The following is a 15187-nucleotide window of genomic DNA, read 5'->3' on the forward strand; positions in this document are numbered from 1 at the left end:
CACATCGAAGTACAAAGTCAATACGATGAAGAATTTTCCCAAAGAATGTATATCTATAACTACCGATCCTTTGATTTATACCATAAACCAGTAGTTAGTTTAGCCATATTAGGAGATGAAAGCAAAACATGGCGACCTAATTGTTATCAATACGGTTTAGGTAATAGTGAGGTTGTGTGTAAGTTTGATACAGTCAAACTCATAGATTACAAATGGGAAGAACTAGAGCAAAGCAGCAATCTCTTTGCTATATTAGTAATGGCACATTTAAAAACCAAAACTACTACCAACAAACTCGCAGATAGGGAGCAGTGGAAATGGCAATTAATTAGAAGTTTATATGAGCGAGGTTTAAGCAGATATGACATTGAAAACCTCTTTAGATTTATTGACAAAATGATGTCATTAACTAAGGAATTACAACAAAAATTGCTCACCAAAATAACCGAGTATGAAAAGGAGAGAGAAATGCCTTTTTTAACCCCTACTGAAGAATTATTTATTGCAAGAACTAACCAACAAAATATACTTAAACTTCTGCAAGTTAAGTTTGGTGATGTTCCCGAAATACTGAGCAAAAATATTCAGAATATTGATGATCTAACTGCTTTAGAAGAATTGCTGATATCAACAATGACAATTACCTCTTTAGAAGAATTTACCAATTTAGTCACTTCTAAATTACCAACATCACAAGAGTAATAGTAGAAAAAAACAGAGGTAGAGAAATAGAGAAATATTGAATTATCTTGAATTATCTTACATTTATTTCTCTACTTCCTTACCTGTTTCAATTTTCTAATTACCTTAATTTGGTTTCAACCCTCAAACCAAGATATCTGTTTTTATCAATAAATTACAGATCCAAAAAATTAGCCATTTATAATCTATGAATTATGATTTTTGAATTATTAATAAAAAGAGCGAATAGATCCCCGACTTCTTCAAGAAATCGGGGATCTGGGTATCGATCGCTTCCCACTGTTGATCTTGACTCTCACTCACCCCTAATACATAAAACTGCTATTTTGTCAACCCACCCTTTTACAAGACATGGATCAACCTCTCATTTCACCCGAAAAAAAGTTTACGAAATCACCGCTTTTTTCTCTATGCAAATTTTGACTATTTCTCAAATAACGTAAAATCAAGAGTTTTGGCTATTTCTAAACTTTGGTTTTATTAAAAAATATACTAAGCCTAGATTATGAAATTTTAAAGAATTATAGCAAATCGCTGAAAGTATTGCAAGCTCGTGGATAAATAAAAATAATTCTCAATTAAATATTAAGAAAATATAGAGAGGGAATTTTTAAAGTTAGGAATATTTAAACAATTGATAACATTAATATAATTTTAACTTATCACTTAATTAACAAAAAAGGTTAAAATCAGCTTTTTTGCAGTCTGCTTTTATATAGTGTAGAGATTTATCAATGCTCAAAATATACGAACTTTGAAAAAACGAGATTAATTCTAACTTTGCGCCTTTGCGCGAAATCTTGATCAAAGTGTGGTTCATTTACCTGAAAATAGCTGTAAAGAGAAAAAGATTAAATAAACCCATGACACAACCAAACCAATTTCCGATTCCTCCTCACTTCCACCCTAACAAAGTCGGGGAAATATACCGCGTACCTTATCAACAATTGGCAGCAGTAGCAGAAACATGGATTACACAATATAACATTCCCCCAGCAGCAACCGATAAAAACCGCATTTGTCTATTATTAATAGATGTCCAAAACACCTTTTGTATTCCAGAATTTGAATTATATGTAGGTGGACAAAGCGGAACTGCTGCTGTTGATGATAACAAAAGATTGTGTGAATTTATTTATCGTAACTTGGGAAGAATTACCAAAATTATCCCCACCTTAGATACTCACACAGCAATGCAAATTTTCCATCCGATTTTTTGGATCAATGCCGATGGAAAACACCCCACACCAGCAGAAACTAATATCACTTTATCGGATATTGAAAAAGGGATTTGGCAAGTTAACCCAGCAGTTGCTCATAGTGTGACTAATGGAGATTATGAACTTCTGAAAAAACAAGCTTTTCACTATGTTAAACAACTCAGTCAAGATGGTAAATATCCCCTGACAATTTGGCCTTATCATTCCATGTTAGGAGGAATTGGTCATGCTTTAGTTTCCGCAGTGGAAGAAGCAATATTTTATCATAGTATTGCTCGTCAAAGTCAATCCCAATTTGAATTAAAGGGGGAAAATGCTTTAACAGAAAATTATTCTATTTTATGTCCAGAAGTTTTAACAGGATTTGATGAAAAACCAATTGCCAAAAAAAACACAAGCTTGATTAAACAACTTTTAGAATATGATGCAGTGATTATTGGTGGACAAGCTAAGAGTCATTGTGTTGCGTGGACAATTGATGATTTATTAACAGAAATTCAACAGGTAGATAGCACCCTGACAAATAAAATCTATCTGTTAGAAGATTGCACATCTCCTGTTGTTGTTTCCGATGTTGTTGACTACACAGAACAAGCTAACATAGCATTTGACAGATTTGCAGCAGCAGGAATGCACATTATTAAATCAACAGAATGGGTAATTGGTGATAGTTGATAGTTGATAGTTGATAGTTGATAGTTGACAGTTGATAGTTAATAGTTGATTGGGAAACATAAAATTGATTACCCAGTCACCAGTCACCAGTCACCAGTCACCAGTCACCAGTCACCAGTCACCAGTCACCAGTCACCAGTCACCTAGTTAAATATTCTTTTGGATCTTTTGCAGTCCAACCAAGGGGTTCATTAGCACGAATTTCAAAATGTAAATGTGGTTCTCTAGAAGTTGGTTGACCTGTAGCACCAACAGTTCCTAATATGTCACCGGGTTTGACATTTTGTCCCAGCTTAACTTGTATTGTTTCTAATTGAGCGTAACGAGTTTGTAGTCCACCTGCATGATTAATAATTACTAATTTTCCGTAGCTGGCTTGATCTTTAGCAAAGACTACAACACCAGGAGCGATCGCTTGCACAGGTGTACCTACTTCTGCTACTAAATCTACACCACTATGAAAAAAAACTTTACCTGTAATCGGATGAATTTGCCACCCATAAGGTAAAGCTACAGTTGTAGAATTAGCTAAAGGATATCCGGTTATACTTGCCGATGGTAAAGTTGGTGTATTTGCTACAGGAGAACTAGCAATTATCCGATTTTGTCTTTCTCTTATTCCTGGTAAAACAGGAACAAAAACAACTCTGGGGTTTTGTTGACAACCATTAATTTCAAACAATGTATCTGGACGAACTTTGTAATTTGCTGCCACTTGTCTCCAATTTTGACCACTGGGAACTTGTACCACAATTCCATCAAAGGGGGGAATTTGCAATTGATTACCAGGTGTCACAGTACCGTTATTAACAAAGGGATTCATGTTAATAATTGTTTCTGGCATGAGTTTATATCGCTCGGCTATGCTATCTAAAGTCTCACCACCAGTAACTTGATGTTTTTGAATTCTCGATAAGGCTGGAGTTGGACAACTTGGTACTGCATTCGCGCTTTGCAGTTGTAGCATTGTGGAAATTAGCCCCAAGGTGCTAATTAAGCTACAGAGAAACATTGGACGATAGCGAAAAGTCATGTCAACTAAGAAAGAAATAGCTAATTCTAGATTTTAGTTGGGGAATTTTCAAGATGGGATCATTTTTTTTGTTTGACTGATAATTCTTTCATGGTATGAGTCCTCAAACTTAACCCCAGAGTCAATCCAAAATCCAAAATCCGAAAACTGAAGATGATCCCAAATAATGTATTAATTATTCAATTTCTGTTAACTAATCTTTTCACTGATCATTTACAAGAAATAGTGGGAAGTTTGAAAGCCTACCAGTAAAAGCCTGAAAATCCAAAAAGTGTTCAGGTTTTTACGTCCTTTAGGGGTGGGATGAAAAACGACTCAAGCGACTTTAGTCGCAGTGGCATCTTGCACTCGCTTTTTGTTTACGCTATAATTTATGGCGTAATATAATAGTCGTCTATGTTAGTATACGAGTTCAAGTTAAAGGGTAAACAGCAGCAGTTAAATCTGATTGATGAAGCAATCAGAACTGCTTTGTTTGTTCGTAATTCTTGTATTCGCTACTGGATGGACAACCAAAAACTCGGTAAATACGACCTGAGCGCATACTGCAAAGAACTGGCTGCAAACTTTGAGTGGGCAGGTAAACTTAACTCAATGGCAAGACAGGCATCAGCAGATAGGGCTTGGGCTGCAATATGTCGGTTTTATAGCAACTGCAAGAAAAAAGTCCCAGGCAAAACTTGTACTGAGCCTGTCCTGAGCGTAGCCGAAGGGCGTAGTCGAAGTCAGGGTTTTCCAAAATTTAAAAAACGCGGACATTCTGTAGAGTACAAAACTACAGGATGGAAGTTATCAGCAGATAGAAAATACCTAACTTTGACTGATGGGTTTGGAATTGGAAAATTAAAATTAGTAGGAACTTATGATCTGCATTTCTACCAAATTAAAGACATTAAGCGTGTCCGATTAGTAAAACGCGCAGATGGGTATTATGCCCAATTTTGCATTGCTGTTGACCGAGAAATTAAATTAACACCAAGTAAAAAGGTTATTGCTTTAGACGTTGCCTTAAACCATTTCTATGCTGATTCCAATGGAGATAAGATAGAAAACCCTAGATTTTTCAAGAAATCAGAGAGAGGATTAAAACGCCTACAAAAACGGGTTTCTAAAAAGTTTAGGAAAGGCAAACCCCAATCCAATAATTACAAAAAAGCTAAGAATAAACTAGCCAGAAAGCACTTGAAAGTTAGTAGACAGCGCAAAGACTTTGCTGTGAAGTTGGCAAGGTGCGTAATCCAGTCTAACGACGTGGTTGTTTATGAAGACTTGCAAATGCAGAATATGGTTAAAAACCATAAATTAGCCAAAAGTATTAGTGATGCTTCTTGGTATCAATTCCGGTGTTGGCTTGAATATTTCGGCAAAGTGTATGGCAAGATAACTATTGCTGTACCACCACACTGGACAAGTCAAAACTGTTCTAGTTGTGGGAAAACTGTTGTCAAAACTTTGTCAACAAGAACTCATGAATGTTGCCACTGTGGAACTGTTTTAGACCGAGATGAGAATGCCGCACTGAATATTTTAGCCAAAGGATTAAGTACGGTGGGACACACCGGAACTAACGCTTGGGGAGAGAACGACCTCTGTTTGGATTTGGCGACAAGTTCAGGTAAGTTGACTCAGTGAACCAAGAATCCCCCGACTTCTAGTCGGGGGAGTGTCAATTAGTAACTGTCTGACTATGATCGCAATTATTCTTAATTAATTAATTAATTTAATATGAAGTTATCTGTGAAGCAATTAGCCGTTTATCTGTCTTTAGTGGCTATGGGCAGTAGTCTGGGTATACTTGGTAGTCGATTTTTTCCCAGCAATGGTTCGTTTCAAGAGTTGAAAAATGTTACAGCGGCTTTACCTTCAGAATCTGTGATTACCTATCCTTCTCAGGGCTTGCCTAATTCTGCTGGTGGCGATAATGTAAATTTTATTGCTGCTGCTGTACAGAGAGTTGGTCCTGCGGTTGTGCGAATTAATGCTACTCGTAAAGTAGTAAATCCAATTTTTGACGCTTTGAAAAATCCAATGTGGCGGCGTTTTTTTGGCGAAGATGAAGAACCAATTCCCCAAGAACGAATTGAACGCGGTACCGGCTCAGGGTTTATACTTAGCGAGAATGGTCAATTATTAACAAATGCTCACGTGGTCGCCCAAACAGATACAGTATTAGTCACCCTCAAAGATGGTAGAACTTTTGAAGGTAAGGTAGTGGGAGTTGATACTGTCACCGATGTAGCAGTAGTCAAAATTCCTGCGGATAAATTGCCTACCGTGAAATTAGGTAATTCACAAAATTTAATTCCTGGTCAGTGGGCGATCGCAATTGGCAATCCTTTAGGTTTAGATAATACTGTCACAATTGGCATCATCAGCGCCACCGACCGCACCAGCGCCCAAGTAGGAGTTCCCAATAAACGGGTTAGCTTTATCCAAACCGATGCGGCAATTAACCCTGGTAATTCCGGTGGACCGCTTTTAAATGCCCAAGGTGAAGTCATCGGCGTTAATACTGCCATTCGCGCCGATGCTCAAGGACTGGGTTTTGCTATTCCCATTGAAACCGCCGCCCGCATAGCTCATGAACTATTTACCAAAGGAAAAGCAGATCACCCTTTTTTGGGCATTGAAATGGTAGACCTTTCACCGACCAAAAAACAGCAATTGAATCAAGACAATACACTCAACATTCAGCCAGATGTTGGGATTGTGATTAAGAAAGTTCTCAAAAATTCACCGGCAGAGGAGGGAGGACTGCTCCCTGGGGACGTGATTCAAAAAATCAACGGTAAACCGGTGAAAATTACAGCCCAATTGCAGAAAATTATTGATTCGAGTCAAGTCGGAGACATTTTCAAAATTGAAGTTAACCGTAATGGCAAAACTCAAACTTTTGAAATACGCTCAGGAACTGATCCCCAAAATTAGTTATTAGTACAGGCGTAGTTGATCACGTCTGTACTCGGAACTATTGATTAGACAAATGCTCTAATTGCATTCTTTGTTCCATCTGGCGCAAAAAATAACCAGTCATCATTGCTGAGGCTAATAAACCCGCTAAATTATCTCGGTCTGTAGTAACTTGCACATTAAAACTCTCTCCTGGGAGCATTCCTACCAGTCCTTGGACATTCTGGGAAATGATTTGTTTAATTTCTGGGCTGGCAGACTGGGCTACACGGGCTAGAACGTCGGGAGATTGATGCTGTAAATATTTCAATAACTGATTCGGATTTTCCCCCAAGTGTTCGTTCAGAAGCTGATTAGTGTGTTCCTCAGAGTTGTCATTCAAAAAATCAGGATCAAACACCATTGGCAATTCTTCTTAGCTTAGTTGCTAATTCTACTTTAAACCATATCACCAGCCTAGCGCATTTATTCAATGGTCATCAGTCATTGGTCATTGGTCATTAGTCGTTAGTCATTAGTCATTAGTTCTTTTTACCCAATCACCAGTCCCCAGTCCCCAGTCACCTATCACCAGTCCCATCTAACTCTAGTTCTAATTGTTGTTCTTTCTCTACATTGGGCATAACTTCAGGAAGTTGATCAATTTGGAAATATTGGTGAAACTTCGGGGTAACTTGTAATGAATATGACCTGGATTCATTATCTCGTCGTTTACGCACAAATCCTAATTCTACCAGTTCAGGAACGTGCTGATATACACCTGAACCCCGCAGTTCTATTAACTCACTTTGGAGGATAGGACTGTTGAGAGCGATCGCCGCTAAAGTGCGTAAAGCCCCCACACCCAACTCCACAGGGATCAAAGTCTGTACTAAATCATGAAAATCTGACCGCAGTTGCAAACTATAACCATTTGCAGTTTCCACAACTTCTAGCGCACTATCTCGACGGGCATAATTATCCATCAGTTCAATTATCCCTTCTTCCGCTGTATGGCGATCGCACCCAGCATGCTCGGCAATTTCACTCACAGATAAGGGTTTACCCTTTAAATACAAAATCGCTTCTATTTTGATTGCTATGGCTATATTCTTCTTGGACATATTTAAAAGTTCAGGAATTCAGGAGTCGTAGGGGCGAAGCATTCGGGCGATAAATTATCAATTTTTATCACAGTTTATTTTCCGAATGCTTCGCCCGTATAGGAGTCAGGAGTTAGGAGAAATGAAAATTGTAACTTTTGCCTTTTCCTATTCCCTATTCCCTATTCTCTGTTTTTTGACTTTTGAATGCATGACTTTTAATTTTCCTCCCCTGCTCCGCTTCCTTTCTTCACTGTCACCAATCACCAGTTACCTGTTCCCTGTTACTGAGAATAAATTCTGCGATCGCCAAATCTTGAGGAGTTGTCACTTTCAAATTCGTTTCTTCCCCCGGTACTATCCGTACTTCAAGCCCGCATTTTTCAAACAAAGCTGCATCATCTGTCACTTCCCAACCTTGACGCACACCATCAGCATGACATTCTTTTAACAACTTAACATCAAATCCTTGGGGAGTTTGCGCCGCCCAAAGTTGCTCTCTGCTGGGTGTACTTTGAATTATGCCACTTTCCCCCACAACTTTAATTGTATCTTTTACAGGTATAGCCGCAATTAAACCTGGACAATGAAGAATAGCTGCTGCACAAGCATTAAATAAGTCCGGTGTAGCTAAACATCGCGCCCCATCATGAATTAATACTTGTTCAGCATTTCCTGGTAATGCCTGTAATCCGTTATAAACTGACTCTTGACGGGTAGCACCACCAGGAATAAACTCCACAGGTTTAGTTAGCTTTAAATCAGCCAAAATTGCCTTAAAGTCCTCCCAGTCATGAGGTTGGGAAATAATTCCGATCCAACTGATAGCACTAGCAGCTTCCGCAGCTAACAAAGTCCAAGCAATCAGAGTTTTTGAACGAACCTTTAATAACAGTTTATTGCGGTCAGCACCCATTCTTTTGCCGCTACCTGCGGCCGGAATTAATAAATACACAACTTTCCTCGATTTTGTAAATAGCAGGAGGCAGGAGTCAGGAGTTCAGGAGTCAGGAGGCGGGAGTTTTTTATTTTGGATTTTGGATTTTGGATTTTGGATTGTTTTTGTGATCTCCAATCTAAAATCTAAAATCTAAAATCTAAAATTTTCTTCCCCAGTCACCAGTCACCAGTCACCAGTCACCAGTCACCAGTCACCAATCACCAGTCACCAGTCACCAGTCACCAATTACCAATTACCAATTACCAATCACCCATTACCAATTACCAATCACCCATTACCAATTACCATTCCCCATTTCACATAAAATAAGGACGATAAGCTTCAATAAATATATTATTTATGCGAGTAGTAGCTTTTGTACCTGGTTCAATTGGCGACCAAGTTCTTTTTTTCCCCACATTGGATGATCTCAAGCGTTCCTATCCCGACGCTTTGATAGATGTCGTTGTGGAACTCCGGTCAAAGGCTGCCTACCGAGTGAGCAAGTCAGTTCACGAGGTATTGACCTTTGATTACAAGGATCGTAATAGTTTAGCAGATTGGGGTAACTTGGTGGGAACAATCCGCGATCGCGAATATGATGTTGCCATCACTGCTGGAGAAAGTTGGTTTGTCGGTTTATTTCTCTGGTTGACTGGTATTCCCACTCGCATTGGCTTCCAAGGTAGTGGTGCAAATTTTCTCACCAGTGTTGTATCTCCCAATACATCCCAATATATACCTTCCATGTATCATGATTTGTTGCAACCTCTGGGAATTAAGACACCTTGCCCACCGTTAGCAGTAAATATACTGAAACCAGATATTGAATGGGCGCAACAACAACAAAAACGCTTGGGTATCAATGACACAGGTTACATCTTGCTCTCTGGTGGTTCTGGTAAGTTATCCCAAATTAATGGTGCTGATACCAGCTATCCTGTAGCTAGTTGGCAACAAATTATTCAAGATTGTCAACGCAAACAGCCAGATTTACCAGTGGTGGTCATTAAAGAAACTGAGGATGATACATTTGTTTCTTCCCTGGTGGAATCTTGTCCTGGTATTAAAGTAATTGCCATTGATGATGTGGGCAAATTAACTGCCATAATTGGTGGAGCAAGTTTAATGCTTTCTCTCAGCGGTGCGCCCCTACAACTAGCTATAGCTGTACAAACCTATACTATCGCCCTACTTGGTTCTACAGACTCAGGAAAGATATTACCCACCAGTGATAAATTCCTCGCCATTAAATCTCCCACTGGCAAAACCGCTGATATCGCACCTGCAACCGTTTTAGAAAAAATCTGGGGCGGTTGACTATTAGTTTTAGATTTTAGATTTTAGATTTTGGATTGATTGAAAAATCTAAAATCCGAAATTTATATAGCAGATGACAAACATTCTAACTCCTGACTCTTGGGGCAACCACGAGGGGATTGCCCCTACTCCTAAATTCCTATCTTTTTTCAATCATTTCAAAAAAGCCATCTTCTAATTCATAACCCAAGATTTGCGCGAAAGATTTAAGTCGGAATGGTGTGGGAATACTTTGCTGTTTTAGCCAATTACTTAAAATAAAAATTTTGTGCATCAAAAAAATCTCTAATGCTTCAGGGTTGTACTGTATACCTTCTTTTTTAGTAAACTGATGGGGTACTAGCATAGCAGCATAACGCGCCAATTCTCCAGCTTTCCAATCTAATAAAAATGGCAACCAGGGATATTTAGCATCTAAACGCACAAACCACAACCTTACCTCTGGAATTTCTGACAGTTCCCGTGGATCATTTGCTTCCCGTGGGTAGTTGATTTCAAAGCGCAATTGCTGTTCCTGAGATGTCATGGATTCCTCTTGCAGCAATGGTTCAATTACCTTTAATGCAGGTGACAAATCTAGATTGTTTATAGCGTCGTTATTAAGGCTGATTGTGATTGTCATTGACTTTTTTTGGCAGCTTTTTTGATTGCTTAGGAGTAGTATCCAGAATCAACAGTAGCAGTTTTTAGGTATTAATGCTACTCTATTTTGTCTTTGTTAAATATCAACATTTACTTATTAATCACATTGAATTTTATAGTGTTATTTTTTCTAGATTGGGTACTTGTACTATTGACAATTTAAAATTTTATATACAATTTGCCAAAATACAACCCCTCACCTGGACATTCATAGCCTTAATAAGCTAAAGTTGTAATGAGTTTGTTTTAGAGTTAGGATGTAATTAATCATCAACCAACCAAAAACGAAACTGGCTCAAACCAGTGATTAATCAAGGATATTCGTATCAAAGACACAGGTATAAGCAAAGAATATATTGTAAATATGTAATATCCCTGCGTATAAAAATAATCATTTTTCATGAAATCTGAAAACTATTCCTACAGTTCCTACAGTTAAAACTGAAATATGCAAAAATCAGCTATTTCTACAAAAGCAATTCGTTCTTTAGAAGATGCTCTAGATCGGTGTCAAATACTAGGTATGCGCGTTAGTCGCCAGCGTAGATTTATACTAGAGTTACTATGGCAAGCTAAAGAACATCTTTCCGCTAGAGAGATTTACGATCGCTTAAACCAACAAGGTAAAGAGATTGGCCATACTTCTGTTTATCAAAATTTAGAAGCTCTATCAAGTCAAGGTATTATTGAGTGTATTGAACATTGTGATGGGCGGTTATATGGTAATGTGACTGACGCTCACAGCCATGTTAACTGCTTAGATACAAATCAAATTTTAGATGTGCATATAGAAATACCAGAAGAGTTGATCCAGCAAGTTGAGGCACAAACCGGAGTCAAGATTAGTGGATATACCATCAACTTTTTTGGACACCGTAACTTACAACCAGATCACAATGATCATTAGACCTCTCCAAAATAGAATGTATTAATTTGTCATAAGTTGTAGGGGCGAAGCATTTAGGCGATAATTTAACGGAAAAATCAGACATCTAGATATCCCATAAGCTTCGACCTGCCCCCATCAATAGGTTCCATAATTTCTTTTCTGGAGATGTCTATTAGTAACTAGCTAATGGTTTACATTATCACTGCTGATAAATTAAAGTGACAAAAACAGGTGAAAATGGGAATGACTCAGCTAGGGATGACTGCGGTTTTTTGGCTGGGAAAAAATTCTATTTTTATTTGACCTGACTATGAGCGATCGCCCTTTAAGTAGTTTAAATTTACAATTATTATTAATTGACCCAGATCCCATCTTTCGTCTAGGACTAAGGGTAGCTCTAGAAACAATTCCCCACCTACAAGTAGTAGCCGATGTTCCCACAGATACCGCAGCCTTACAGGTTTTAGCGGAAATTGCAGCACCGGATCAAAACCAAGTCAATTTAATAGTTTTAGAATTAGGCAATGGCAGTTCTAGCGAATCTCAACAGCTAGGGTTACAATTTTGCAGACAACTTAAAGCTTTATATCCTCATATACCCATTTTGTTGTTAAGTGCTATTTCTACAACAGCAATGTTATTAGCAGCAAAAAATACAGGTGTAAATGGCTATTGTCCTAAAGGTATATCTATTTCAGAATTAGTACCCATCATGCAAGAAATAGCATCAGGTGGTTACTATTGGTTAGGAACAACAGAAATAAACTTCCCTTTATCTAATTTACCTTTTGCCAGACTCAGAAATAATATCAGGTTAACAGGAATTAATCATATTAATAATAATATATCCGCAGTTACAGCACAATTAAAAATTCCTGGATTACCATTATTAGATAAAGCTATTCTGGCAGGACAAAGAAGAGAACTTTTAGCAGCGCGTTGGTTAGTAAATAACTTATTGTCTGCACCAGAAGAAAGACAAGAAATACAAAAATCTCAACCATTACCGCTACCCATTTCTTACTCAAATAGCGCCATTAGTAAAGCAGAATCACAACAAATGCAAACTGTTGTACCGCCTTTACTGAGTCCAAAAGCACTACAATCTATAATATTTACATCTTGTACTAATAAACTCCAGTTTTCTTTACAAAATCTGACAGACATACCTTTAGAAATTGATATTCTGCGTGAAGACAAAAAAAGAGAACTTCTTTATATCATCTTACAAAAAGTATCTCAAAAATTAGATGAGCTACGTAGTTCAAAAGTTGAAATTCCACAAATACCTGAGTTAAAAAATCAGATTCTTACTAATTTATGGGAATCAGCAATTACCGAATTTTACGGTAAATCTTCCCGGATAAATGTCGGAGATGTCAATATAGAAATAGTCACTTTTTTATTGAAAAATGCAGCAGGTGTAGAAACTGAAATCCTCAATAAAATTCCTTTAGTAGAAGACTTGTTTTCTTATCTAATTTGGCAAACAGATTTATATATTGACAACACATCTTATGCAGCAGGAAGTGAACCTGCAAATTCTCAAGCATCAATGATTTTAGAGAATTTACTGATTCAAGTTGCCAATGGTGTATTACAACCATTATTAAATTTTTTAGCAGATGTGGAAACCATCAAACAAAATTTTTATGATCGTCATTTAATTTCCACAAGGGAAATTGAAAGATTTAGAAATAATTTATCTTGGAAATACAGATTGAATAATTATGTGAATGAACCCCAGGCAATTTTTGAAAGTCGCTATGAACTATTTGTATTTGCACCTCGTGGAATTGCCAAAATATCAATTTATTCTCCTCGTAACCAAGAATTAGCAAAGCTTGCCGATATCCCTTTAGCGGTGACATTACTGTTAGAATTGCGGGATGCGATCGCACCACGTTTACAATCTTTATTATCTTTTTTAGGTAATGGGATCGTATTTGTATTAACACAAATAATTGGTAGAGGTTTAGGTTTAGTTGCCCGTGGTATTCTTCAAGGTATTGGTAGTGTTTCCTTCACAGAAAAAACTTTAAAACGTAATAGCGACAAGCAAAAGAATAACGAAGGTAGAAGGCAGGAGGAAAGAGGTTTTTAGGCATTTTACATTTTGTTGCATAACTTCTTTTTTCGTGCCGACTTACTTAGGGTTTGCTGAAATATTGCCAATAGCTAGAGAAATCAAGAGATTTTCCTCCTGACTGTTGTAAGGGCGAAGCATTCTGCCGATAAATTATCAATTTTTATCACAGTTATTTTCCGAATGCTTCGCCCCTACTTCGCCCCTAAGACTCCTAACTATTAAAAATCCGCGCTTTGTGGTGTACGGGGGAAAGGAATCACATCCCGAATATTCCCCATACCCGTCATAAACTGCACCAGTCTTTCAAACCCCAAACCAAAACCAGCATGAGGTACAGTACCATAACGACGCAAATCTAAATACCACCACAAATCTTCTGTTTTCATTCCCTGGGCTAAAACCCGTTTTTCTAACACATCTAATCTTTCTTCCCGTTGCGAACCTCCAATAATTTCACCTATTTTTGGTGCTAAAATATCCATCGCTCTCACGGTTTTTTCATCATCATTCAACCGCATATAAAAGGCTTTAATTTGCGCTGGATAATCTGTAACAATTACAGGTTTTTTAAACAATTGTTCCGCTAAATAACGTTCATGTTCTGATTGTAAATCTGCACCCCAACTTACAGGATATTCAAATTTTACATCCGCTTTTTCTAAAAGTTTGACTGCATCGGTATAAGTCAATCTTTCAAATTGATTGTTAATAATATTGTTAGCAGTGTCTAAAACAGTATTATCAATTCTTTGATTGAAAAATTCCATGTCTGCTTCACAGGTTTCCATCACATATTTAAAAATATGTTTTAAGAAATCTTCTGCTAAATTCATATCTCCTTCTAAGTCACAAAACGCCATTTCTGGTTCTACCATCCAAAACTCGGCTAAGTGACGAGAAGTGTTAGAATTTTCGGCGCGGAATGTGGGACCAAAGGTATAGACATTAGAAAACGCCATTGCCATTATTTCCGCTTCTAACTGTCCACTTACTGTTAAATAAGTCGGTTTTCCAAAGAAGTCTTGACTATAATCAACTTCTTTATTTTCTGTGCGGGGAATATCTTTTAAATTCAAACTTGTCACACTGAATAATTCTCCTGCACCTTCGCAATCACTGGCGGTTAAAATGGGAGTATGTACCCACATAAAACCCCGCTCTTGGAAAAATTGATGTATGGCAGTTGCACAAGCATTTCTTACCCGAAATACTGATCCAAAGGAGTTAGTTCTACCTCTTAAATGGGCAATGGTTCTTAAAAACTCAAAGGAATGACGTTTCTTTTGCAGAGGATAAGTTTCGGGATCAGCATCTCCGTAAACTTTTACTGCATCTGCTTTTAGTTCTATTCTCTGTCCTTTACCTTGAGATGCAACTAATATTCCTGCAACTTCGACGGAAGCACCTGTATTTATCTGTTTTAATATGGCTTCGTAGTTTGGTAATTCTTGATTAATAACTATTTGTAAGTTGGCTAAACTTGAACCATCGTTAACTTCTAAAAAGGCAAATCCTTTTAATTCGCGTTTGGTTCTTACCCAACCTTGTACTGTTAAGGTTTCTTCTGGTTGACCACTTCTTAATATTTCAGCAATTCGATGTTTAATCATTTTTTACAGTTTGGATTTTTTTAACTATATATAACATTAATTTTAGTCAGGGAAAAGGGAACAGGGGAGATGGGG

At 37.6% G+C, this 15187-nt stretch carries 13 protein-coding genes; 7 read left to right on the top strand and 6 right to left on the bottom strand.

Annotation, left to right across the window (positions count from 1 at the left end; all coding sequences use genetic code 11):
* Positions 1-702, top strand: a 702-nt coding sequence (locus PN497_RS22905; protein ID WP_272110905.1) for an RpnC/YadD family protein, incomplete at its 5' end; no start/stop codon positions are given.
* Between the two features lie 863 nt (positions 703-1565).
* Positions 1566-2597 carry a cysteine hydrolase family protein gene (locus PN497_RS22910; protein ID WP_096567532.1) on the top strand — a complete coding sequence of 344 codons (1032 nt, stop codon included), beginning with the start codon at positions 1566-1568 and terminating at the stop codon, positions 2595-2597.
* Between the two features lie 139 nt (positions 2598-2736).
* Here the strand turns inward: PN497_RS22910 and PN497_RS22915 are convergent, their stop codons facing one another.
* Positions 2737-3630 (bottom strand): LysM peptidoglycan-binding domain-containing M23 family metallopeptidase, encoded by an 894-nt coding sequence (locus tag PN497_RS22915; RefSeq protein WP_096567530.1) that lies wholly within the window; start codon positions 3628-3630, stop codon positions 2737-2739.
* Positions 3631-4026: 396 nt separating this feature from the next.
* Here PN497_RS22915 and PN497_RS22920 point away from each other — a divergent pair, with 396 nt between their 5' ends.
* A complete protein-coding gene (locus PN497_RS22920) occupies positions 4027-5262 on the top strand; it encodes an RNA-guided endonuclease InsQ/TnpB family protein (RefSeq protein WP_096567527.1) in 1236 nt (411 codons plus the stop codon).
* Between the two features lie 93 nt (positions 5263-5355).
* Positions 5356-6558, top strand: coding sequence for an HhoA/HhoB/HtrA family serine endopeptidase (locus PN497_RS22925; protein WP_096567525.1), 1203 nt, complete (start codon positions 5356-5358; stop codon positions 6556-6558).
* A 40-nt stretch (positions 6559-6598) separates the two neighbouring features.
* Here PN497_RS22925 and PN497_RS22930 read toward each other — a convergent pair whose 3' ends face one another.
* From PN497_RS22930 to ispD, 3 genes are all read right to left on the bottom strand, one after another.
* Positions 6599-6943, bottom strand: a complete 345-nt coding sequence (locus tag PN497_RS22930) for a DUF760 domain-containing protein (protein ID WP_096567523.1) — start codon at positions 6941-6943, stop codon at positions 6599-6601.
* 157 nt (positions 6944-7100) lie between these two features.
* The gene (gene scpB, locus PN497_RS22935; protein ID WP_190347341.1) at positions 7101-7643 is read right to left on the bottom strand and encodes an SMC-Scp complex subunit ScpB; all 543 of its coding nucleotides are present in this window, start codon (positions 7641-7643) and stop codon (positions 7101-7103) included.
* A 235-nt stretch (positions 7644-7878) separates the two neighbouring features.
* Positions 7879-8577 (bottom strand): 2-C-methyl-D-erythritol 4-phosphate cytidylyltransferase, encoded by a 699-nt coding sequence (gene ispD, locus PN497_RS22940; RefSeq protein ID WP_096567521.1) that lies wholly within the window; start codon positions 8575-8577, stop codon positions 7879-7881.
* A gap of 345 nt (positions 8578-8922) precedes the next feature.
* Between ispD and PN497_RS22945 the strand changes: the two genes are divergently transcribed.
* The gene (locus PN497_RS22945) at positions 8923-9882 is read left to right on the top strand and encodes a glycosyltransferase family 9 protein (protein ID WP_096567519.1); all 960 of its coding nucleotides are present in this window, start codon (positions 8923-8925) and stop codon (positions 9880-9882) included.
* Between the two features lie 139 nt (positions 9883-10021).
* Here the strand turns inward: PN497_RS22945 and PN497_RS22950 are convergent, their stop codons facing one another.
* Positions 10022-10504 carry a CRR6 family NdhI maturation factor gene (locus PN497_RS22950; RefSeq protein ID WP_096567518.1) on the bottom strand — a complete coding sequence of 161 codons (483 nt, stop codon included), beginning with the start codon at positions 10502-10504 and terminating at the stop codon, positions 10022-10024.
* 468 nt (positions 10505-10972) lie between these two features.
* On the opposite strand from PN497_RS22950, the gene PN497_RS22955 reads away from it, so the two are divergent.
* Entirely contained in the window at positions 10973-11431 is a 459-nt protein-coding gene (locus PN497_RS22955) for a Fur family transcriptional regulator (RefSeq protein ID WP_096567517.1), read from the top strand.
* 292 nt (positions 11432-11723) lie between these two features.
* Positions 11724-13517 (top strand): DUF3685 domain-containing protein, encoded by a 1794-nt coding sequence (locus PN497_RS22960; RefSeq protein WP_096567515.1) that lies wholly within the window; start codon positions 11724-11726, stop codon positions 13515-13517.
* Positions 13518-13720: 203 nt separating this feature from the next.
* On the opposite strand, the gene asnS is transcribed toward PN497_RS22960, so the two are convergent.
* Positions 13721-15112 carry an asparagine--tRNA ligase gene (asnS, locus tag PN497_RS22965; RefSeq protein ID WP_096567513.1) on the bottom strand — a complete coding sequence of 464 codons (1392 nt, stop codon included), beginning with the start codon at positions 15110-15112 and terminating at the stop codon, positions 13721-13723.
* Positions 15113-15187 lie beyond the last annotated feature (75 nt).

The sequence above is a fragment of the Sphaerospermopsis kisseleviana CS-549 genome (assembly GCF_028329225.1).
GTDB classification, from domain to species: Bacteria; Cyanobacteriota; Cyanobacteriia; order Cyanobacteriales; family Nostocaceae; genus Sphaerospermopsis; species Sphaerospermopsis kisseleviana.